At 67.5% G+C, this 20,974-nt stretch carries 17 protein-coding genes; 5 read left to right on the top strand and 12 right to left on the bottom strand.

From position 1 onward, the window contains the following. The 4 genes from NBV68_RS07205 to NBV68_RS07190 form a co-directional block, all read left to right on the top strand. On the top strand, nucleotides 1-1,858 hold a 1,858-nt coding region (locus NBV68_RS07205), incomplete at its 5' end, for an alpha-glucuronidase (protein WP_296308392.1). A 79-nt stretch (nucleotides 1,859-1,937) separates the two neighbouring features. Beyond that, nucleotides 1,938-3,050 (top strand): LacI family DNA-binding transcriptional regulator, encoded by a 1,113-nt coding sequence (locus tag NBV68_RS07200; protein ID WP_296308391.1) that lies wholly within the window; start codon nucleotides 1,938-1,940, stop codon nucleotides 3,048-3,050. Beyond that, nucleotides 3,047-4,831: an IlvD/Edd family dehydratase gene (locus tag NBV68_RS07195; RefSeq protein WP_296308390.1), complete on the top strand. Its 1,785-nt coding sequence runs from the start codon at nucleotides 3,047-3,049 to the stop codon at nucleotides 4,829-4,831. Before NBV68_RS07200 ends, NBV68_RS07195 begins: the two co-directional genes overlap by 4 nt. Further along, nucleotides 4,831-5,811 carry a glycoside hydrolase family 43 protein gene (locus tag NBV68_RS07190; RefSeq protein WP_296308389.1) on the top strand — a complete coding sequence of 327 codons (981 nt, stop codon included), beginning with the start codon at nucleotides 4,831-4,833 and terminating at the stop codon, nucleotides 5,809-5,811. Before NBV68_RS07195 ends, NBV68_RS07190 begins: the two co-directional genes overlap by 1 nt. Here NBV68_RS07190 and NBV68_RS07185 read toward each other — a convergent pair. The 5 genes from NBV68_RS07185 to NBV68_RS07165 all read right to left on the bottom strand — a co-directional run bounded on the left by NBV68_RS07185 (nucleotide 5,808) and on the right by NBV68_RS07165 (nucleotide 11,910). Continuing rightward, nucleotides 5,808-7,139 carry a mannanase gene (locus NBV68_RS07185; RefSeq protein WP_296308388.1) on the bottom strand — a complete coding sequence of 444 codons (1,332 nt, stop codon included), beginning with the start codon at nucleotides 7,137-7,139 and terminating at the stop codon, nucleotides 5,808-5,810. The genes NBV68_RS07190 and NBV68_RS07185 overlap by 4 nt on opposite strands. Continuing rightward, nucleotides 7,136-9,052 (bottom strand): sialate O-acetylesterase, encoded by a 1,917-nt coding sequence (locus NBV68_RS07180; protein ID WP_296308387.1) that lies wholly within the window; start codon nucleotides 9,050-9,052, stop codon nucleotides 7,136-7,138. Before NBV68_RS07180 ends, NBV68_RS07185 begins: the two co-directional genes overlap by 4 nt. Further along, complete coding sequence (locus tag NBV68_RS07175) at nucleotides 9,049-9,927, bottom strand: SMP-30/gluconolactonase/LRE family protein (protein ID WP_296308386.1); 879 nt, start codon at nucleotides 9,925-9,927, stop codon at nucleotides 9,049-9,051. The genes NBV68_RS07180 and NBV68_RS07175 overlap by 4 nt, the downstream gene beginning before the upstream one ends. Beyond that, complete coding sequence (locus NBV68_RS07170) at nucleotides 9,924-10,682, bottom strand: SDR family oxidoreductase (RefSeq protein WP_296308393.1); 759 nt, start codon at nucleotides 10,680-10,682, stop codon at nucleotides 9,924-9,926. The genes NBV68_RS07175 and NBV68_RS07170 overlap by 4 nt, the downstream gene beginning before the upstream one ends. A 103-nt stretch (nucleotides 10,683-10,785) precedes the next feature. Beyond that, nucleotides 10,786-11,910 carry a fumarylacetoacetate hydrolase family protein gene (locus NBV68_RS07165; protein WP_296308385.1) on the bottom strand — a complete coding sequence of 375 codons (1,125 nt, stop codon included), beginning with the start codon at nucleotides 11,908-11,910 and terminating at the stop codon, nucleotides 10,786-10,788. A 97-nt stretch (nucleotides 11,911-12,007) separates the two neighbouring features. Between NBV68_RS07165 and NBV68_RS07160 the strand changes: the two genes are divergently transcribed. Next, nucleotides 12,008-13,654, top strand: coding sequence for a glycoside hydrolase family 43 protein (locus NBV68_RS07160; RefSeq protein WP_296308382.1), 1,647 nt, complete (start codon nucleotides 12,008-12,010; stop codon nucleotides 13,652-13,654). 24 nt (nucleotides 13,655-13,678) lie between these two features. Here NBV68_RS07160 and NBV68_RS07155 read toward each other — a convergent pair whose 3' ends face one another. The 7 genes from NBV68_RS07155 to NBV68_RS07125 form a co-directional block, all read right to left on the bottom strand. Beyond that, nucleotides 13,679-14,809: a hypothetical protein gene (locus NBV68_RS07155; RefSeq protein ID WP_296308380.1), complete on the bottom strand. Its 1,131-nt coding sequence runs from the start codon at nucleotides 14,807-14,809 to the stop codon at nucleotides 13,679-13,681. 7 nt (nucleotides 14,810-14,816) lie between these two features. After that, nucleotides 14,817-15,845, bottom strand: coding sequence for a glycoside hydrolase family 5 protein (locus NBV68_RS07150; RefSeq protein ID WP_296308378.1), 1,029 nt, complete (start codon nucleotides 15,843-15,845; stop codon nucleotides 14,817-14,819). A gap of 53 nt (nucleotides 15,846-15,898) precedes the next feature. Next, nucleotides 15,899-18,403, bottom strand: coding sequence for a glycoside hydrolase family 3 protein (locus tag NBV68_RS07145; protein WP_296308377.1), 2,505 nt, complete (start codon nucleotides 18,401-18,403; stop codon nucleotides 15,899-15,901). A 253-nt stretch (nucleotides 18,404-18,656) separates the two neighbouring features. Beyond that, nucleotides 18,657-19,463, bottom strand: a complete 807-nt coding sequence (locus NBV68_RS07140) for an NUDIX domain-containing protein (RefSeq protein WP_296308375.1) — start codon at nucleotides 19,461-19,463, stop codon at nucleotides 18,657-18,659. A gap of 528 nt (nucleotides 19,464-19,991) precedes the next feature. Next, nucleotides 19,992-20,318 (bottom strand): Grx4 family monothiol glutaredoxin, encoded by a 327-nt coding sequence (gene grxD, locus NBV68_RS07135; RefSeq protein WP_296308373.1) that lies wholly within the window; start codon nucleotides 20,316-20,318, stop codon nucleotides 19,992-19,994. A gap of 39 nt (nucleotides 20,319-20,357) precedes the next feature. Next, entirely contained in the window at nucleotides 20,358-20,591 is a 234-nt protein-coding gene (locus tag NBV68_RS07130; protein WP_296308370.1) for a BolA family transcriptional regulator, read from the bottom strand. Between the two features lie 4 nt (nucleotides 20,592-20,595). Further along, on the bottom strand, nucleotides 20,596-20,919 hold the full coding sequence (locus NBV68_RS07125; protein ID WP_296308368.1) for a DUF1476 domain-containing protein: 324 nt from the start codon (nucleotides 20,917-20,919) through the stop codon (nucleotides 20,596-20,598). Nucleotides 20,920-20,974: the final 55 nt, after the last annotated feature.

Here is a 20,974-nt window from a genome sequence, read left to right as displayed (position 1 = left end):
GGGCTACGAGCGCCCGCGCCTGGCCGGCGATTCGGTCGAGATCGTGCTCGCTTGCGGCGACGAAAAGGGCGACGGTTCGGCAGGCTTTGCCATCGCGCCCGAGCGGATCGAGGGGCGGCAGGCGGTCGTCATTGCCGCCAAGGACCATGTCGGGTGCCTTCATGGCAGCTTTGCCCTGCTGCGCGCGCTGGGGCAGGGCAAGCCGCTCGGCGAGATCCGGCTCACCGAAGCCCCCGCCATGCCGCTCAGGATGCTGAACCACTGGGACAACCCCGACGGCAGCGTCGAGCGCGGCTATGCCGGGCGCTCGATCATCGACTGGTGGCACCTGCCCGAAAAGCTCGATCCGCGGCTGATCGATTATGCGCGAGCGAACGCCAGCATCGGCATCAACGCCATCGCCGTGAACAACGTCAACGCGCGCGCCTTCATGCTGGAGCCGCGCTATATCGCCAAGCTCGCGCGGCTGGCTGATGCTTGGCGACCCTATGGCATCCGCGTGTTCCTCTCGGCCCGGTTCAGCGCGCCCAAGGATATCGGCGGGCTTGCCACCGCCGACCCGCTCGATCCGCAAGTGGCGGCGTGGTGGAAGGCCAAGGCGGACGAAATCTACGCCGCGATCCCCGATTTCGGCGGCTTTCTGGTCAAGGCCAATTCCGAAGGCCAACCCGGCCCGCAGGACTATGGCCGCAGCCATGCCGACGGTGCGAATATGCTCGCCGCCGCGCTGGGAGATAGAGGCACGGTAATCTGGCGCGCCTTTGTCTATCGGGCGGAAGACAGAACCGACCGCACCATGCAGGCCTATGCCGAGTTCCAGCCGCTCGACGGCCAGTTCGCCGACAACGTCATCCTCCAGATCAAGAACGGCCCGCTCGACTTCCAGCCGCGCGAGCCGTTCCACCCACTGTTCGGGGCGATGCCCAAGACCCGCCTTATGCTCGAGGCGCAGATCACCCGCGAATATCTCGGCCAGGCGGGCGGGATCGCCTATCTGGCGCCGATGTGGAAGGAGGTGCTGGACGCCGACACCGGGCGCGGCGGAACCGTCGCGCAGATCGTCAGCCCCGTCGGCATGGCGGGCGTCGCCAATGTCGGGAGCGACCGCAACTGGACCGGCACCCATTTCGACGCCGCCAACTGGTACGCCTTCGGGCGGCTGGCATGGGACCCCTCGCTGACGAGCGAACAGATCGCCCGCGAATGGATCGCGCAGACATTCGTGCGCGCCGAGACCCCGCGCGAACATATCGTTCGCATGATGCTCGTCAGCCGTGAAACCGTGGTCCAGTACACATCGCCCCTCGGCCTGACGCACCTGATGGGCACCAGGCATCACTACGGCCCCGCACCGTGGGTGTGCGATCTTGAGCGGCCCGACTGGAACCCGTGCTATTACCACCGCGCCGACCGCAAAGGCATCGGCTTCGATCGCACGGCCACGGGCTCGAACGCGCTCGCCCAATATGCGCCGGGCGTGGCGGCGCGGTGGGCGGACCTCGACACGATCGACGACAAATACGTGCTATGGTTCCACCACGTCCCCTGGGACCGCCGCATCAAGGGCGGGGACACGCTTTGGGAACGCCTCACCGCCGAATATGCCTGGGCTGAAATCGGATTGCAGGCGCGGAAGCGGGGCTGGGATGGCCTGCGCGGCCATATCGATGCCGAACGGCACGCTGCGGTTGCCGCCGACATGGAGAGAGAGCTGAAGGACGCTCGCTGGTGGCGCGATGCCTCGCTCGCCTATTGGCAATCGGTGAACGGCCTCCCGCTACCGCCCGGCGCGCGGCCGATCCCCGAAAGCCTCGAGGCCTACAAAGCGCGCGCCTTTCCCGAGGCACCGGGGCAATGAGGCACCCAAGGACATGGGCGATGATAGCGCTTATCATGCCGCTTGCTGACACTCGGCTCGCCGCAGTATGGCCCTGCCCATGAACAAGCAGGCCGAAACGCTCAATCCCAGCCGCAAGCGCGCCGCCCGGCGCTCCAACGCTGCGCCCACCATCACCGATGTCGCGCGCGAGGCGCAATGCTCGCCGATGACCGTCAGCCGCGTCATCAATGGCGAGGAGAACGTGCGCGAGGACACCAAGCAGAAGGTGCTCGGTGCGATCGCCAAGCTCAATTACGTCCCCAACCGCGCGGCGCGCTCGCTTGCGGCAGGATCGCAGCTGCGCATCGCGCTGTTGTTCGACAACCCTTCCGCCTCCTACCTCAGCGAGTTCCTGATGGGCGCGCTGGAAGAGGCGAGCCGCCGCGACATCTATCTCGTGGTGCAGGCCTGCGAGAATGTCGCCGAGGCGCAGAAGGTGATCCGCAAGCTGCTCGACGGCGGGATCGAGGGCTACATCCTGCCCCCGCCGCTGTGCGACGACCAGAGCGTGCTCGACCTGATCCGCTCCTCGGGCGGGATCGCGGTCGCGGTCGGGCCGGGCCGGGCGAGCGGCAGCCACGGGGCGGTGCTGATCGACGAGTTTCAGGCCGCCTACGACATGACCCGGCACATCATCAGTCTGGGGCACGAACGCATCGGCTTCATCATCGGCAACCCCGATCAGGTGGCGAGCGGCCAGCGCCTCGAAGGCTATCGCAAGGCGATGCTGGACGCGGGCCTTGCCATCGACGAGAGCCTGATCGCGCAAGGCCAGTTCACCTACCGTTCGGGGATGGTCGCGGCCGAGCGGCTGCTGAGCGCCGCGCATCGCCCGACCGCGATCTTCGCTTCCAACGACGACATGGCCGCCGCGACCGTCGCCATGGCGCACCGCCGGCACCTCGACGTGCCCGGCGACATAACCGTATGCGGCTTCGACGATACCGAGCTCGCCAGCTCGATCTGGCCCGAGCTTACCACCATCCGCCAGCCGATCCGCGAGATGACCACCGAGGCCGTGGCGATGATCGCCCGCGTCCACAAGCAGAAGCCGCGCAGCACCCGCGCCAAGGCCGAGCAGCTGACGCTCGCTTACCAGCTGATCCGCCGCAATTCCGACGCGGGGCCGAGCCTCGCCGCCTCTTTCAGCAAACCACCCGGAACTCCATGACAGATCAAGCTTCACCCCGCCGCCTGCGCTCGCGCGACTGGTTCGACAACCGCGAACGCATGGACATGACGGCGCTCTATCTCGAACGCTTCATGAATTACGGGGTGACGCCCGAGGAGCTCACCAGCGGCAAGCCGATCATCGGCATTGCGCAGAGCGGGAGCGACCTGAGCCCCTGCAACCGCATTCACGTTGACCTAGCCAAACGCACTCGCGACGGGATCCGTGATGCGGGGGGCATCCCGATCGAATTCCCGGTCCACCCGATCTTCGAGAACTGCCGGAGGCCGACTGCGGCGCTGGATCGCAACCTCCTATATCTCGGGCTGGTGGAACTGCTGAACGGCTATCCGCTCGATGGCGTGGTGCTGACCACCGGCTGCGACAAGACCACGCCCTCGCAGATCATGGCCGCTTCGACGGTCGATATCCCCGCTATCGTGCTGTCGGGCGGGCCGATGCTCGACGGCTGGCACGAGGGCGAGCTGGTCGGCTCCGGCACGGTGATCTGGCGCAGCCGCCGCAAGCTGGCGGCGGGCGAGATCGACGAGGACGAGTTCCTCCACCGCGCTTGCAGCAGCGCGCCGTCAGCGGGGCATTGCAACTCGATGGGCACCGCCAGCACCATGAACGCGGTCGCCGAGGCGCTGGGCCTGTCGCTCACCGGCTGCGCGGCGATCCCCGCGCCCTATCGCGAGCGCGGGCAGATGGCCTATCGCACCGGCCGCCGGATCGTCGAGATGGTGCTCGAGGACCTGAAGCCCTCCGACATCCTGACCCGCGCGGCCTTCGAGAATGCGATTGCCACCGTCAGCGTGATCGGCGGCTCCTCCAACGCCCAACCGCACATCATGGCGATGGCGGCGCATGCGGGGGTGAGCCTCGAGACCGAACTGTGGCAGGCGCACGGCTATGATCTGCCGCTGCTCGTCAACATGCAGCCGGCGGGCAAGTATCTCGGCGAGCGCTTCCACCGCGCGGGCGGCGTGCCCGCGGCGATGTGGGAGCTGCTGCAAGCGGGCAAGCTGCACGGCGACGCCGTCACCTGCACCGGCAAGACCATGGCGGAGAACCTCGCGGGCGCCGAAAGCCCCGACCGCGAGATGATCCGGCCCTTCGCCGATCCGCTGATCGACAAGGCGGGCTTCATGGTGCTGTCGGGCAACCTCTTCGATTTCGCCATTCTGAAAACCAGCGTGATCGGCCCCGCCTTCCGCGCCCGTTACCTCTCGCGCCCCGGCAGCGAGGGAGTGTTCGAAGCCCGCGCGATCGTCTTCGACGGTTCGGACGATTACCACCACCGCATCAACGACCCCGCGCTCGCCATCGACGAGGACTGCATCCTCGTCATCCGCGGCTCGGGCGTGATCGGCTGGCCGGGGAGCGCCGAGGTGGTCAACATGCAGCCGCCAGACGCGATGATCCGCGCCGGCAAGCCGTGGCTGCCGACGCTGGGCGACGGACGGCAATCGGGGACCAGCGACAGCCCCTCGATCCTCAACGTCAGCCCCGAAAGCGCGGTCGGCGGGGGCCTGTCTTGGCTGCGCACCGGCGACATCATCCGCGTCGATCTCAATGAGCGGCGCTGCAACGCGCTGGTCGACGAGGTCGAAATCGCGCTCCGCCGGGCCGAGGAGACCATCCCCCCGGTGCCCGAAAGCCAGACCCCGTGGGAGGAACTCTACCGCGAAAAGACCGGGCAGCTGGCCGAAGGCGGGGTAATGGACTTCGCGCTCAAGTACCGGGGCACGGCGCGGAAACTGCCGCGCCATAACCACTGATGCGCTCGCTCGCTTTTCTTCTGCTGCTGGCCGCGACACCGCTCGCGGCCGAGGATGCGCCCGGCAGCAACCCTATCATCCGCGACCGCTTCACCGCCGACCCTGCGCCGGTGGTGATCGGCGACCGGCTGTGGCTCTACACCAGTCACGACGAAGCGGCCGATGGCGAGATGTTCAACATGAAGGAATGGCTCGCCTATTCGACCACCGACATGCGGAACTGGGATTTCCACGGACCGGTAATGAACATCGCGGGCTTCACGTGGGCGTCACACGACGCCTGGGCCGTGCAGGTGATCGAGAAGCATGGACGCTATTGGCTCTATGCGCCCGTCGAGCATGACAAGACCAAGCCGGGCAAGGCGATTGGCGTTGCCGTATCGGACAAGCCCGAAGGCCCCTTCGTCGACGCCAAGGGCTCCGCGCTCATCTCCAACGACATGACTACCAAGGGCGAGCATAGCTGGGAGGACATCGACCCCACGGTGTTCACCGATGATGACGGCACCACCTGGATCGCATGGGGCAACCGCCAGTGCTATATCGCGCGGCTCGGCGCCGACATGATCAGCATCGACGGCCCGATCCGCGAAATCACCCCACCGCATTTCGAGGAGGGGCCGTGGCTCCACAAGCGGGGCGGGCTCTACTACCTCACCTACGCCTCGCTGGACCGCAGCGACCACACCGACGAGCGCGTGTCCTATGCCACCGCGACCTCGCTCGACGGGCCGTGGACGCCCCGCGGCGAGCTGACCGGATCGGGGGAGGGCAGCTTCACGATCCACCCCGGCATCGCGCAGTTCAAGGGCCAGTGGTACCTGTTCCTCCACAACGCAGCGCTGACCATCGGGACGCGGAAGGGCGCGCTCGGGCGGCGGGCGGTGACGGTGGAATATCTGACCTACGACGCGGACGGCCTCATGCGCCCCGTCACCCAGACCAAGGCCGGGGTGACCGCTCCGCCGCCGAAGCCCTAGGCAGCCGCGCGGGCGACATGCGCGCGGATCACCTCGAGCATTGCCGCATCGCTGCCGAACACGCCGTACCAGCCCTGCGGCTCATGCGGCGGATCGCCCATATAGGCGCGGTCGCCGTCCCTGAAGCGCGCGTCGGGATGGGCGGCGCGCGCCTCGCCGTTCCACGCCCAGAAATTGCTGCCTGCGATGACCGCACCGCTCGCCCAGCTGGCTTCGACCGCAGCGTAGATCACGCGGTAGTAATCCTCGCGGAAGGTGGTCGCGGCTGCGGGCGCATAGGCCTCGGCGTCGCGCGGGAAGCCGAATTCCTCGATCACCAGCGGCTTGGCCGACTGCTCGGCGATGCGGACATGCGCGGCGATATAGGCCTCGACCTTGCGGCGCCCTTCCGGCCATGTCCCGGCGAGGTCATCGCCCTTCACCCAGCTCCAGTTCAAGGGCCAGATATGCGCGGTGACATAGTCGACTGCGGCGTGCGCGTCGGCGACCAGCAACGCATCGCCATTGGTCGCCTGCGTTCCCTCCTGCCCGAGGCTGACGAGGTGCTGCGGCGCGCCTGCGCGGATCAGCGCGGCGGTGTCGGCGATCCATGCGAGATAGGCCGCGCGGTTGGCCGCAATCGCCGCGTCGCTCCCGCCCGGGCGCGGCTCATTGGCGAGCTGCCAGGCCATGATCGCCGAGTCCAGCGTATAGTCCACGTCGCTGACCGTGTTGCGCCGCCCCAGCAGCCGCACGACATGCTCGCGATAGCGCGCCACCGCGTCGGTATTGGCATAGAAGGCTGCGGTGGCATCGGCGAAGGCGGGCCACGGGTGCGCCGGATCGCCCATGTCGATATATGTGCCGGTCGCGCGGTGGAGCAGCGTCTGCATCCCGCCCGACCACTCCCAGAAGTTCGAGAGCACCAGCACTGCGGTCATGCCCCGCTTGGCGATCTCGGCGAGGGCGAAGTCCAGCCCCTCGAACAGCGCCGCATTGGCGCTGCCGTCGGCGCGGGTGAAGCCGGGCTTGATCGAATTCCTGAGCGGGCCTTCCTCGGCCGCCGCCATGACGCGCAAGTTGTTGATGCCGAGCGCTTGCAGCCGGTCAAGCTCGCGCAAGAGCCTTGCGCGGTCGCCATAATCCGCGTCCGCCCCGAGCCATGCGGCATACCACAGGTTCGCGCCGGTGATCCGGTAGGGTTTGCCGCCGCGCAGCAGCCGGGTCCCGTCGCGGGTGACGAAATCGGGCGAGGGGGAGGGCGCGGCGCTGGCGGCGTGTCCCCCCGCCGCCAGCGCTAACGCGCCCGCCGCCGAGCCTGCAAGGCTCTCGCGGCGGGTAAAGGTCATGGCGCGATGGCCAGCTCGAACCCCGGCACCGGCATCCCCACGCCGTCGACGAGGTTCACCACCGGCGCATCGGCCCAGGCATAGCGCACGCGGGTGGGCGTCATGCCGTCGGGCACGGCGATGGTCAGCCGGTCGCCCTCGGCGCGCGCGATCACGAATTGGCAGGAGCCGGAGGCGGCCCCACACAGCTCGACCCCGAGCGGATGGGGCCCGCCCTGCACGGCGAGCGCGCCTGCGATCCCGGTGAAGCTGACCGTGACGCGGGAACCCTCGCGCTCAGCGCCCAGCGGCATCGGCATCGCACGACCATCGAAGGCGGCGGCGAGGCGCTTGCCGAGGTCGTTCTTGTTGGCCGGGTGAATGTCGGTCGGCTCGCCAATGTCGATTGCGGTGACCAGCGCGGCGTTGGCATCCGCCGCGACGCCAAGGCGCTGCTCGTCGCGCAGTTTCGCCCAGCCGGACTCGCCCGGAGCCGAACGGCGCTCGCCGAAATCGGCGAGTTGCACCACCAGCATTCGCGTCTGCGGGCCGAACTGGCGGCGCCACCCGGCAAACAGCGCGGCGAGCTTTTTGTTATAGGCTTGCTGGCCGACATCCGCCTCGCCCTGATACCAGGCGACGCCGGCAAGGCGCATCCGTCCGAGCGGCGCGATCATCGCGTTGTGCATCACGCCGAGGCCCGCGTTGGCGTCCCAGGGGCTGCGCGGCGGGATGCTGGTGACGGCGGTCTGCGCATAGTCCCAGTCAGCGCCCAGCATCACGCGCTCGCCATTGGCGGCGGTGAAGGCGAGGCGCTCGGGGCCGGCGAAGAAGCCGCCGGTGTCCCACATGTTGTTCGCCGCGATCAGGATCTCGTTGCGGCCCGTCTTCAGGTGGGCGGGCGGCACACGGTAGCTGCGCTCCACCCCCCAGCCGAAGGTGTAGCCGACCGGATGACCGTTGACGAAGGTCAGGTCCATGTCGTCGATTGCGCCGATCGCGAGTTGCCCCTCGCCCTTCGCCTGTTCGGGGGTGAGAGTGATGACCTTTCGCAGCCACACATTGGCGCGCGGGGCCGTGTCGAGGCCGGTGCCCGTCCATTCGTTCCAGAACGAGAACTTCGGGATCGGCTTCCAGCCCAGCAGCGCGCTGTTCTTCCACGGCTCGCGGCCCTGATCCGCCTTGCGCCACCAGTCGAACCACTGCGTCACGAAGGCCTGCGTGGCGGCATAGGGATCGCGGGCATAGAGATCGAGCAGTTCGAGCGCGCGGGGGCCCTCGATCGCCTTCGCGCCCTCGGGATCGTACCACGCCCGCGCCGCGCTGCCGCCCCAATTGGAGTGAATCAGGCCGACCGGCGTCGAAGGGTCTTTCCTACGCAGGCTTTTTGCCATGTAGAAGCAGGCGGCCGAAAACGGCGCGACGGTCTCGCTGGTCGCCGCCTTCCACGCAACCGGCGCGGCAAAGGCGGTCTGCGGCACCGGCGCGGTCGCCTTGGGCACCATCAGCAGCCGGATGCCGTCATCGCTCGCGAGACGGAGCTGATTGTAGACATCGAGCGCGCGGTCGACCGACAATTCCATGTTGGATTGCCCGCCGCACAGAAAAACATTGCCGATCAGGATGTTGCGATAGGTTGTTGAACCCGAGCCATCGCTGATGGTGAGGGTGTGCGGCGCAGCCGAGTTGGATTGCGCGGGCAGGGTGACCGAAAAGGCGCCCTTGGCGTCGGATTGCGTCGTCGTTGCGCGGTCATCGAGCGTCAGTGTGACGCTGGTCGCCGGTTTTGCCCGTCCCGAGAGCGTCAACGGCGTGCCGCTCTGCAACACCATATTGTCGCCAAATCCGGCATCGAGCACCGGGTTGGAAAGCGCAGCGGCGGGCCAGAGCATCGCAAGAGCGAGCGGCAGACCTCTGAAAAGGCGATGCTTCACGAAAGCCTCGCGCGGGCCTGCGGGAAGCCTGCGACGGGGGCGGCGAAGGCGAACAGGCTGCCGGCGAGCGGGCGCTCGGCCATGTCCTGTTGGGACATGTTCTTGGTCGCGGTCGTGACGAAGGCAGTTTTGAGGTCTGTTCCCCCGAACGCCATCTTGGTGATGTCGCGCGCCGGTATGGCGATGGTGCAGTCGAGCTTGCCCTCGGGGGTGAAGCGGGCGACGCAGCCGCCGAAATACATCCCCGTCCAGACATGGTCGAAGCTGTCGACCACCGGCCCATCAGGGTAGGCGTTCGGGAACAGCGCGCCGGTGTCGGCGAAAAGGCGCACCTCGCCGAGGCCCGCCTCGGAGAGGTCGGCGGCGAAGATCTTCTGTCCGCCCGTGTCGGTGAAATAGATGCGGCTGCCGTCGGAGTTCACGGCCGGGCCGTTGGTGATGGCAATCCCGCTCGGCCCTGCGGCGCGGATCTCGCCGCGATCGAAGACGTAGAAGCGCCCCGTCGCCCCGGCCTCGCTATCATCCATCGAGCCGAACCACACCCGGCCCCAGGGGTCGGTGCAGGCGTCGTTGAGGCGGTTGCCGGCGGGCTCTCCGGGGACCTCGCAAAGCTTTGTGAAGGTGTCGTTTTCGGGATCGAAGGTGTAGAGCCCGTCCTTCAAGCCGCACAAGAGCAGCCCCCCTTCCGCGGGGATCGCCCAGCCGATCGCGGCGGGCGCCTCGGCGAAACGATTGCTGCCGGTGGCCGGGTCGAAATGCCACAAACGGTGCCGCTTGATGTCGACGAACCAGACAACGCGGCGCTCCGCGTCCCACAGCACGCCTTCGCCCAGAAGGCAGTCGGCGGCGAGCACCTGTTTGACAGGCAAGGTCATCTCCATCCGGCGTCCACCCAGTAGTTGTGCGCGGTGCAGAAGCGCGCATCGTCGGAGCCGAGGAACAGCGCCATCGCGGCAATGTCGGCGGGTTGGATGCGACCGTCAAGGCACTGCGCGGCGACGATCTCGGCCTCACCCTCGGGGGTGTACCAGCGCATCTGGCGCGGGGTCTGGACATTGCCGGGGACGATGGTGTTGACGCGGATATTGTCGCGCCCGAGCTCGCGGGCGAGGCTGCGGGTCAGCCCCTCGATCGCGGCCTTGGCGGTCTGGTAGATGACAAGGTCGCTGAGGCCTAGGTGCCAGCTGATCGAGCCCATGTTGACGATCGCCCCGCCGCCCGCCGCGCGCATCGCGGGCACCACCGCCTTGGCGGCGAAGAACTGGTGCTTGAGGTTCACCGCCATGCGATCGTCCCAATAGGCGGGGGTCACGTCATCGATTGTGTGGCGGTCGTCGCTGGCGGCGTTGTTGATCAGCACGTCGCACCCGCCGAGGCGGGCGATCAGGTCATTGATCGTGGCTGTATAGCCTTCGCAATCGGTGATGTCGCAGCGCGCGAAATGCGGCGTGACATCGGCGCCAGCGAGCCGCGCTATCAGCGCCTCGCTCGGGGCGTCCTGAATGTCGACGAAGGCGACTGCCGCGCCCTGCCGGGCGAAGGCCTCCACCATCGCCTCGCCGATGCCCGAACCGCCGCCGCTGACGATCACCCGCTTGCCCGTAAGGCTCGGGTAGATCGCGCTGTTCACGCCGGCGCTGCTGGTTTGCGCGTCCAAGTCCTGTCTTCCCCATCCCGTATCGGGCGCCCGGATCGTCCCTATCCATAGCGCCCTGTTCCACTTGAGTAATCTATCAGATCGCCTCGATCAGCCCGCGGGCCGCAAGGTTCCTCGCAAAGGCGGCAAAGCCCATCGTCCAAGCGGGCGCATCGCGCGATGTGGTCACCGTGTTGCGCAGGGCGCCGAGCTTTTCCGAGCTGATGGTCACCACGTCGCCAACCTTGTGCGTGAAGCCCGCGCCCGGCGTGTCGCGGTCCTGGGTCGGCGCGAACAGCGTCCCGCAGAACAGGACGAAGCCATCGGGGTAGTGATGCTCCGAGAGGCACTGGGCGACCAGATCGAGCGGATCGCGGCTGATCTGGCTCATATCGTTGCGCCCCTTCAGGAGGTAGCCTTCGGGGCCATCGATCACCAGCTCGATTGCGGCGGAGCGCACATCGTCGATGGTGAAATGATCGTCGAACAGCCGGATGAAGGGGCCGATCGCGCAGGAGGCGGTGTTGTCCTTGGCCTTGGACAGGAGCAGCGCCGAACGGCCTTCGAAATCGCGCAGGTTCACGTCATTGCCGAGGCACGCGCCGACGACTTCGCCATGCGCGTCGCAGGCGAGAACCACCTCCGGCTCGGGATTGTTCCAGTGCGAATCCGAACGCACGCCGATGAGTGCGCCGGTGCCGACCGCCGAGAGCACCGGGGCCTTGGAGAAGATCTCGGCGTCCGGGCCGATCGCGACCTCGAGATATTGCGACCACATGCCTTGCTCGATCAGTGCGGCCTTCAGCTGCGCAGCCGCAGGGCTGCCGGGCACGACCGAGCGGATGCCGCTGCCGATCGTGTCCTCAAGCTGGGTGCGGATCGCTGCGGCAGCCGATGCATCGCCGCGCGCGCGTTCCTCGATCACCCTCTCGATGGCGGAAAGCGCGAAGGTCACGCCGCTTGCCTTGATGCATTGCAGGTCGGTGGGGGCGAGCAGGCTCCAGCCTTCGGGAAGCCCCGCCTCGACCGGCCCGATCACCGTGCCGCCGGTAAAGGCCCGCCGCGCGATGGCGCCCGCGACCGTGCTGGCGACATGCGTCAGGTCGTGGGTCACGCCGCCCTGGATGGTGATGACATGAGGCCCGGCAGGCGAGAGCGCCCGGCCTATGAAGTGCCCCTCGCGGAAATCCGCGGGCAGACTTTTGAGTATCCCTTCGGCCATTTCTGGCTCTTGCCTCCCTCACTGATAGCGCTACCATAAGCATACAATCGCAGGGCCGACAAGCCCTCAAGCGAGCAGGACAAGGGGAGGAAATGCAATGCGGCTGAAAGCGGGAATGCTTGCCGGGGCACTGGTGCTGGCGGGGAGCGCGCAGGGCGCGGCGGCGCGCGATGTGGTCGCCAGCTTCGACTGGCTGGCCTACGAATCCGCCGAGGTGAAGGCCCCCGAGGGGCGCTACGCCAATCCGGTGATCCCTGGCTTCCATCCCGATCCCTCGATCGTGCGCGTCGGCAAGGATTTCTACGGCGTCACCTCGACCTTCAGCTGGTATCCGGGGCTGCCGATCCTGCATTCGACCGATCTCGTGAACTGGCGCATCATCGGCAATGCCATCGACCGGCCGGGGATGCTCGACTTCAGCGGCATCGGCACCAACCGCGGGCTGTTTGCGCCCGCGATCACCCACCACAACGGGCGGTTCTGGATCGTCAACACCTGCATCGAATGCGGCGGCAATTTCGTCATTACCGCCGAGGATCCGGCAGGGCCGTGGAGCGATCCGGTGTGGCTCGATTTCGGCGGGATCGACCCCTCGCTGCACTTCGAGGCGGATGGCACTGCGTGGATCGTCTACAACGACGCGCCCCCGGGCCTGGCCGAGTACGAAGGCCACCGCGCGCTGTGGCTCCAGCAGTTCGACCCTGTTGCGATGACCATGCTGCCCAAGCGCATCCTGCTGCGCGACAAGGGCGTCGACCCTGCAACCAAGCCGATCTGGGCCGAGGGGCCGCACATCTACAAGGTCGGCGAGTGGTATTACCTCCTCACCGCGGAAGGCGGCACGGCCGACCAGCATTCGCAGACGATCTATCGCTCGCGCGGGCTTCAGGGCCCCTATGTGCCGGGGCCGAACAACCCGATCCTCACCCAGCGCGATCTTCCCGCGGGGCGGCCGGACCGGATCGAGGCGACCGGCCATGCCGACATCGTCCAGCTCGATGACGGGAGCTGGTGGGGCGTGTTCCTCGCCACGCGGCCCTTTGCCGGGCAATCGACATTGCTGGGGCGCGAGACCTTTCTGCTGCCGGTGACGTGGAAGGATGGCTGGCCGCGTTTTCTCGACAGGGGCGCGCCCGTCCCGCTGACGCCGACGGCGCCGCAGCTTCCCGCCTCGGCAGGGGCGGCGTGGGACAACTGGCGCGAGGAGTTCGCTGCGCCGCTTTCCAACGAATGGCTCGCGCTGCGCACGCCCGGCGCGGCGGCGCAGTGGGCGGTGAAGGGCGGTGCGCTCGAGGTCACCGCCGGCCCCGCCGCGCCCGGCGGCATGGCTCGGCCCGCCTTTACCGGACGGCGGCTGCGCCACCACAAGGCAAGCTTCGCCACCCGGCTCGACTTCACCCCTGAGCGGCGCGGCGATTTTGCCGGGCTGCTCGCCTTCATGGACGAAACGCACTTCCTCGCTGCTGGCAAGGAGCAGGGGCGGATCGTCGTGCGCCTGCGCACCGGGCCAAGCGACTGGGCGGGCGGGAACGAGGTCGCCTCCTCCCCGCTCGCGACCACCGGGCCGGTGGAACTGAAGCTGTCGCTCGACGGCGGCGCGGCTGAGGTGTTCTTCCGCGAAGAGGGCGGGGCAGCATGGCGCCGGGTCGGCGGCCCGATCAATGTCGAGCCGCTCGCCTCGGTTCACGCCGGGCTGTTCACCGGGCTGGTGGTCGGCCCCTATGCCTATTCCCCGGGGCCATGAGGCCCGGAGAGCGGCGCGGGGGCCTCAGTTGGTCTTGAAGACGTAGACCGGCCCCACCTCGACGGTCTGCGCCGCGGCGGCGAAGTGCAGCGTCACGTTGGCATCGCCCGCCCCGAAGCCGCGGGTGGCGGTGAACGGAAGCCTGATCATCTGCCACTTGGCTCCCAGCTTGAAGGCCTTGTCGCCGAAGCCTTCGTAAGGGGGGGTGCCGCTCTGGAGGCGCGCATAGACCAGCCCCATGCCGTCATCGGTCTGCGCGCTGATCGTGCGCGCGATCACGACCGCGACGAAGGTGTCGCCTTCCTTCACCTCCGGCACGATCGGAATGCCCGTGACCAGATCCCAGCGGTTCGCACCCACCGCGGTGGTGGTGTAGCGGGTTGCCTTCTTGAGCCAGATCTCCGGCACCTCGAGCGGCAGCACGGTGCCCCCGGTGCCGCCATTGGCCCAGCCCCGGTTGGCGGGATCGTTAACGAGCTGGCCGGCGGTGCGAAGGCTGTCGGGCATCTCTATCCCGGCGGCGTCCTGCAGCGTCGGCGCAGGCGCGGTGGCCTGCGTGGTCTGGATGGTGGCGGCGTTCTTGACGACAATGGCCTGGCCGATTTCCAGCACCTGCTTGGCGCCTGCCAGTTGCAGCGTCACCAGCGCATCGGACTTGCGGATGCGGCGGTCGGCCTTGGCGGTGACCTCGTGCCATTCCCAGTCGCTGCCGATCAGCACCGTGGTGTCGCCGAATCCGGCATAGGGGGCGACGTTCTCCTGGAAGCGCACGCTGACCACCCCCTTGCCGTCCGATCTTTCGGTGCTGACCACGCGGGCATAAAAGCCGATCGTCACCTGCTCGCCAGTGGCGATGCCCTCGAGCAGCGGGATGTTGGCGGCCGCCCGATAGGGAAAGTCCCCGCGCTCGGCGACCGTGAACACCCGTGCCGCGCCCCCGCCGGGAATGTCGGCCGCCTGCCGCGCGCCGGCATTGAAGGCAGGGCCGTAGCTGTCCCAGTCGATCCGGGTGGGATCGTTGATCAGATCGCCCGGCACCTGTTCGTCGAAGGCCTTGAGTGCGGGCGGCAGATCGGCGGCGGCGGGCACGGCAAGCGCGAGCAGCGCGGCGCCGGCAGCAAGGGTGGTCAGGCGGTTGAACATGATCCCGGTCATCTCCTCGTCAGTCTTCCTTCAGCCCCAGCGCGCCCCGCATGCCCGGCAGCCAGCGGTTCTTCTCGTGGTCGTAGAAAGGGAACGTGTTGGTATAGGCCCAGACGCAAATGCCAATCCCCGTCGGCGCGAAAGCATCGGTGATCATGCGGTGATACTTCACCCGGTCGGCGAGCGGAATATGGCGGTCATAGGCCCCGACCTCGCCCATGAAGGGAGTCTTGCCGGTGCGGGCGATATAGGTCTGGATGCTCGCCACATCGCGCGCAAGCTGGCTGGCATCCTGCGTGGTGGGGAAGGGCCGGCCCACCGGCGGCATGTCGGGCTTGGTCCATTCCGCGCCCTGGTGGGTGTAGGTGAAGGGATCGTAGTAGTGGAAGGTCGGGTGGATGTTCGGATCATCCGGCAACGGCAGGGTTTCGAGCGACTTGATCCCGCTCCAGTTCTCGCCCCCGATGATCACTGCGCGGGTGGGGTGGAGCTTCCTCACCTCGGCCAGCGACGGGGCGAGGGTCTGCAAGAGGTTCGTGTGGTTGAAGTTCTTGTGCGGCTCGTTCTCGAGCTCGAACCACAGCGTTTCCTCGGGATAGCCCTTGAAGGTTTCCGCGATCTGCTTCCACACGCCGCCATGCCATGAGGCGACGGCCAGCGGATCATCATGGATCGGGTCGAAATGGTGGCTGTTGAGGATGACGTTGAGGTTCTCGGCCAGCGCCCAGTCGACGATCTGCTTCACGCGCGCCATCCACTTGGGATCGACCGTGTAAGGCGGCTTGTCGGAGGTCTTGTTGTGCCAGCGCACCGGCAGGCGGATGGTCTTGAAGCCGGCCGCGGCAATGCGCTGCAGATCCTCGCGGCGCACCGGAACGCCGCCCCAGCTGCCCTCGAATTGCGGTTCGAGCGTGTTGCCGAGGTTGATGCAGGTGCCCACCGGCAGCGGCTTGGTGACGGCAGGAGCCGCCGCGACGGGGGCCGCTGCCATCGGCGCGAGGGTCAGCGCCGCGAGCGGCAGCAGCGAAGCGAAAGCCTTGAGGTTCATGGGTCTCTCCGTGGTGTCGGCTCTTACGGCCTGTGTTCAATTCCGCGCATGCCTCAGCGGCACGGCAATATCTGCTCGGCATCGCTGCCGAGGCGCACTTCGGCGATCGCGTAATCGGCCTTGCCTTGCGTCTCGATAACGAAGGGCCGGTCGAGCTTCGCGACATCCGCGCCCTTGCCGCGCAGGCACTTCAAGGGAATGCCGTAGCGCACATAGCCGGAAGACTCGGGCAGGGTGACGGCGGTGAAGCCGTCGGTGCCCGGGCCCCGCACGCCGATCCGCGCGGCATCGGGCGCGTCCCACACCCGCATCGTCACCAGCACCATGACATCGCCATTGGTCTCGCGCGACACGTCGATGGTTTCGAACTTGCCGAGCTGCGCGCTGGCCGTGCCGCCGCTGACGGCGATCCGGCGCGCGCCTTCCTGAACCCGGTAGTTCTCCGCCGTCACCCGCGCGCGGCCACCCAGGGCCTCGGCGGGGAGGGTGGTGACGCGGGTCTCGACCTCGTCCTTCGTCCCCGCCACCCACAGCGACCAGCGCGCCGCCGGGGTGCCGGCATTGAACCACACCCGCGCGTCCGCCCCGGTGGCCGAGGCATCAAGCTCGGGCAGGGCGGCGAAGGCCGGGGCAGGCGAGGCGTAATCGAGCCCATAGCCGAGCGGGAACAGCGCCCCTTCGGCGATCTGCGCGGTGCGCGGCCAGGCGGCGGGGAGCTTGCCCGCAAAGTCGAAGCGGGGCTTGCCCGAGCTATCTGCCACCAGCACGTCGGCGATCCCGCCGCCCTCGCTCCCCGGCAGCCATGCGACGACGAAGGCATCGGCAGCGTTGAGCGCGGGGTTCACATAGAGCGGCCGCCCCGTGACCATCACCGCGACCACCGGAACGCCAGCTGCCTTCAGCTTTTTCATCGTCGCGAAGGGCCCAGTGTGCTCGGGATCGAGCAGCAGCGCCGCACGGTCGCCCTGGAACTCGGCATAGGGGGTCTCGCCAAACACCACCACGGCGGCATCGGGCTTGTCGGTGTAGCTGCCATCGGGCGAGAGCACCGCGCTGCCGCCACCAGCCTCGACCGCTTGCTTGAGGCCGCCCCAGATCGAGGTCGCGCCGGGGAAATGGCTGTTGTTGAGGCCTGTCCCCTGCCAGCTCAGCGTCCAGCCGCCGGCCTGACGCGCAATGTCGTCAGCGCCGTCACCCGCAACCAGCAGGCGTCCGCCCGGCGCGATCGGCAGCACGCCCTGGTTCTTGAGCAGCACCAGCGACTTCCTCACCGCCTCGCGCGCCACGGCGCGGTGCTCGGGCGCGCCGAGGAGTTCGTATTGGCCCGAATATGCCCGGTCGGAGGGCTTGCCCGCATCGAACAGCCCGAGCCGCGCCTTGACCCGCAGGATCCGCGCGACGCCCTCGTCGATGCGGCTCATCGGGATCGTGCCCGCCTTGGCGCGGGCGAGGAGGTCGTTCCAGATCGGCTTCCACGTGTCGGGCGCCATGTACATGTCGACGCCCGCCATCAGCGCCTGCGGGCAGGCCTCGTTGGTGCAGCCGGCGACCTGACCGTGGGCGTTCCAGTCGGAAACGACGAAGCCGCCGAAATCCATCCGCTCCTTGAGCACGCCGGTCACCAGCGAGTGGTTGCCGGTCATCTTGACGCCTTGCCAGCTCGAAAAGCTGACCATCACCGTGGCAACGCCCTCGGCGATTGCGGGGCCGTAGGGCTTCCCGTGAATGTCGCGCAGCGCCGCTTCGCTGATCGAGCTGTCGCCCTGATCGACCCCGTTGTCGGTGCCGCCATCGGCGAGGAAGTGCTTGGTTGAGGCGATCACGTAGGGACCGGCGAGCAGGTTGTCGCCCGTGGGCGGCCCCTGCAGCCCGCGCACCATCGCGCCGACATAGGAGGCGACCAGATCGGGATCGGAGGAATAGCCCTCGTAAGCGCGGCCCCAGCGGAAATCCTGCGGCACGGCGACGGTCGGCGCGAAGGTCCATTCCTGTCCGGTGACGCGGATCTCCTTGGCGGTGACCGCGCCGATCTTCTCGATCAGCGCCGGATCACGCATCGCTCCAAGGCCGATATTGTGCGGGAACAGCGTCGCGCCGATGATGTTCGAATGGCCGTGGACCGCGTCGGTGCCCCAGATCATCGGGATGCCGACTCCGCCGTCCGAGCGGTCGACCGAGGCAAGGTAGAAATCATCCGCCGCCTTCAGCCAGTCCGGAGCGGGCGAAAGGTCGTTGCCATTGGGGCCGGAATTGCCGCCGACCAGCAGCGAGCCGAGCTTGTATCTGCGGAAGTCCTCAGGCGTCACGCAGCACAGGTCGGCCTGTACCAATTGCCCGACCTTCTCCTCGATGGTCATGCGCGCGATCAGGTCCGCGATCATTGCCTCGTGATCGGCGCGGGTGGGCACGGGGTAGGTGTAGGCGGGCCACTGCTCGGGATTTGCGGTGCCCGGAGCAGGGGCAGGGGCTGTTTGCGCGATTGCCATGGTGGCAAGGCTCGCGGCTGCGAGCAGGCCTGCCGCAAAGCAAGCGCGTGTGGAGGCCCGGTGGCCCATCATGTCCCTCTCCCGCGGCGGCCATGCCCGCCGTACCCAGCGTTTTTTGCTAACGCTAACATGAATGTTGTAAAATATGCGGGCGGAAGTCAATCGGATGGCGACAGCGTGTGCGGGGTGCATCGACGCGCGAGTTTCAATACGCTGTAAAATTTACGAATATGGTCGACAAAATACGAATGCAAGGCCGCATGGATCGCAATGGTAGCGATACCAATTGTCCCACCAGCGATTCGCCGGGCGGATTTTTCGCCGCCTATCCGCGTGCAACCGTCTCCAGCAACTCGCCCGTAACCGGATAGCCCGCGTCGGCGAGGATCGTCAGCCACGGCTTGCCGTCCTGCTCCACCACCTGCGGCATGATCGTGCGCACCGGGATCGCCTCGGCCTGTGCCTTGGCCTCGGCGAAGCTAGCGAACAGCGCGAGGCGTTCGAGGTTGCGGCGGGTGGGGAAGATCAGCTTTATGTCACCTCGCTCGGCCGCATCGAGTGCGCCTTGTGCGGTCGTCCAGAACAGGTGGGTGTTCTCGGCATGGTCGATCGACACGTCGACCGCCCCGGTGCCAAGGTCGGCAAGGTAGAAGCGCGTGTCATAAACCCGCGCGATCGCCTCGTTCTTGGGAAACCAGCGGGCAAAGGGCGTGATCTGGGCCAGGTCGAGCTGCCAGCCGAAGGCCTCGAGCACCGGGGCGAGCGCGGCGCATTCGGCCAGCATCTTGCGCGCGGCGTCGGCGCTGGCCGCGTTGATCTCGCCCGAAAGGCCGAGCGCGAGGCCGGTCTCCTCGAGCGTCTCGCGCACTGCGGCGATCTGGTGGGCGGCTTCATCGGGGGTGAGGCCGTGGGCGGCTGCGACTTCCTCGCCGAGCGCGTAATCCGCCGGATCGACCCGCCCGCCGGGGAACACCGCCATCCCGCCTGCGAAGGTCATGTTGCGCGAGCGCACGGTCATCAGCACCTCCGGCGCGCCGTTGCTGCCGGGCGGGTTGCGGAAGATGATGATGGTAGCGGCGGGAATGCCTGCAGGTGCGGATTCGGTGGTCATCGCGGCAAAGGATGGCCGCATGGCGCGTCCTTGCCAAGACCCAAGGCCAATTGCTGCCGCAGCGCCACGCACTGGCGGAGCAAGGGGTGTCGGGGCGCTTTACAACTCGCGGTTAAGGGCGTGACAAGATTTCCAAAAAATGGCGGATTTCCGTGGTTTTTCGAGTTTGGCACGGGGCGTGCATTGAGTGGTGCGGTCCCAATGGTCTTCGACGCGAGGCGCGACCCTTCCTGGTCTCCGGGTTGCGCCTCCCCGAAAATGAAAAAGCGCTCCGCACTGGTCCTGCGGAGCGCTTTTTTGTTGCGCCTCAGGCGCCGGCGCGCGCGTCCGCGCGCTTGGCTTGCCTCCGGGGGCCCGGCCCCTGCGGGGCCACCCCTCCGGACGCGCGTTCGCGCTTGCGGCGCTTCGCGCCGGTTCATCGCCACTTCTATGAGTAGTGCTGGTGTCGGTCGCGCTAGCGACCGCAAGGCCGAACGGCCGCCCGCAGGCGCCCGTAGCGCAGCGAAGGAACAGCGCCGAGGACGCACCCGCTGAGGCGGGTGCGGAAAATCAAACAGTCTTCACGCCGCTTTCATCCAGCAGCGCCTTCAGTTCCCCCGCCTCGAACATCTCCATCATGATGTCGCTGCCGCCGACGAATTCGCCCTTCACGTAAAGCTGCGGGATCGTCGGCCAGTCGGAGAAGCTCTTGATGCCCTGGCGGATTTCCATGTCCTGCAGCACGTCGACGCTTTCATAGGCGACGCCGCAATGCTCGAGGATCGCGATCGCGCGGCTGGAAAAGCCGCATTGCGGGAAGAGCGGCGTGCCCTTCATGAACAAGACCACGTCGTTGCTGGTGACGAGATCGGAAATGCGCGCGTTGACGTCGGACATGGGATGTGCGGCCTTGGCAGGTGTTGCGTGGAATGAAGGTTACTTGGGAACCACGGTGGTGACTTGCAAGGCATGCAGCACCCCGCCCATCCGCCCGCCCAATGCGGCATAGACCAGCTTGTGCTGGGCCACGCGGCTCAGGCCGGCGAATTGCGGGGCGGTGACGGTCGCCGCCCAGTGGTCGTCATCGCCCGCAAGGTCGGTTAGCTCGACCTCGGCCCCGGGCAGGGCGGCGACAATCGCGTCCTCGATCTGGCGTGCGGTCATCGGCATGGCGTCAGACCCCGCCGAGCAGCTGGCGGCGCGCCTCGATGGTCATTTCCTCGAGCTTCATGCGGATGTCGGCCTCGCCGACATCGGCTTGCGCTGCGGTGAGATCGCCGAGCAGCTTGCGCACCACGTCCTCGTCACCGGATTCCTCGAAGTCGGCCTGCACCACCGCCTTGCGATAGGCGTCTGTCTCTTCGGGGGTGAGCTTCATCAGTCCGGCCGCCCATTCGCCCAGCAGCTTGTTGCGCCGCGCGGCGATGCGGAAGGCGGTTTCGCCCTCGAGCGCGAAATGGGCTTCCTCGGCGCGCTCGCGATCCTTGAAATCGGTCATGTTATGTGTGTCCCTCCGGATAGGATCCGGGGCCAGCGATAGAGGCGGGCGGGGG

The sequence above is a fragment of the Erythrobacter sp. genome (genome assembly GCF_023653175.1).
Taxonomy (GTDB): domain Bacteria; phylum Pseudomonadota; class Alphaproteobacteria; order Sphingomonadales; family Sphingomonadaceae; genus Erythrobacter.
This window is presented reverse-complemented; position numbering and strand designations above follow the sequence as displayed.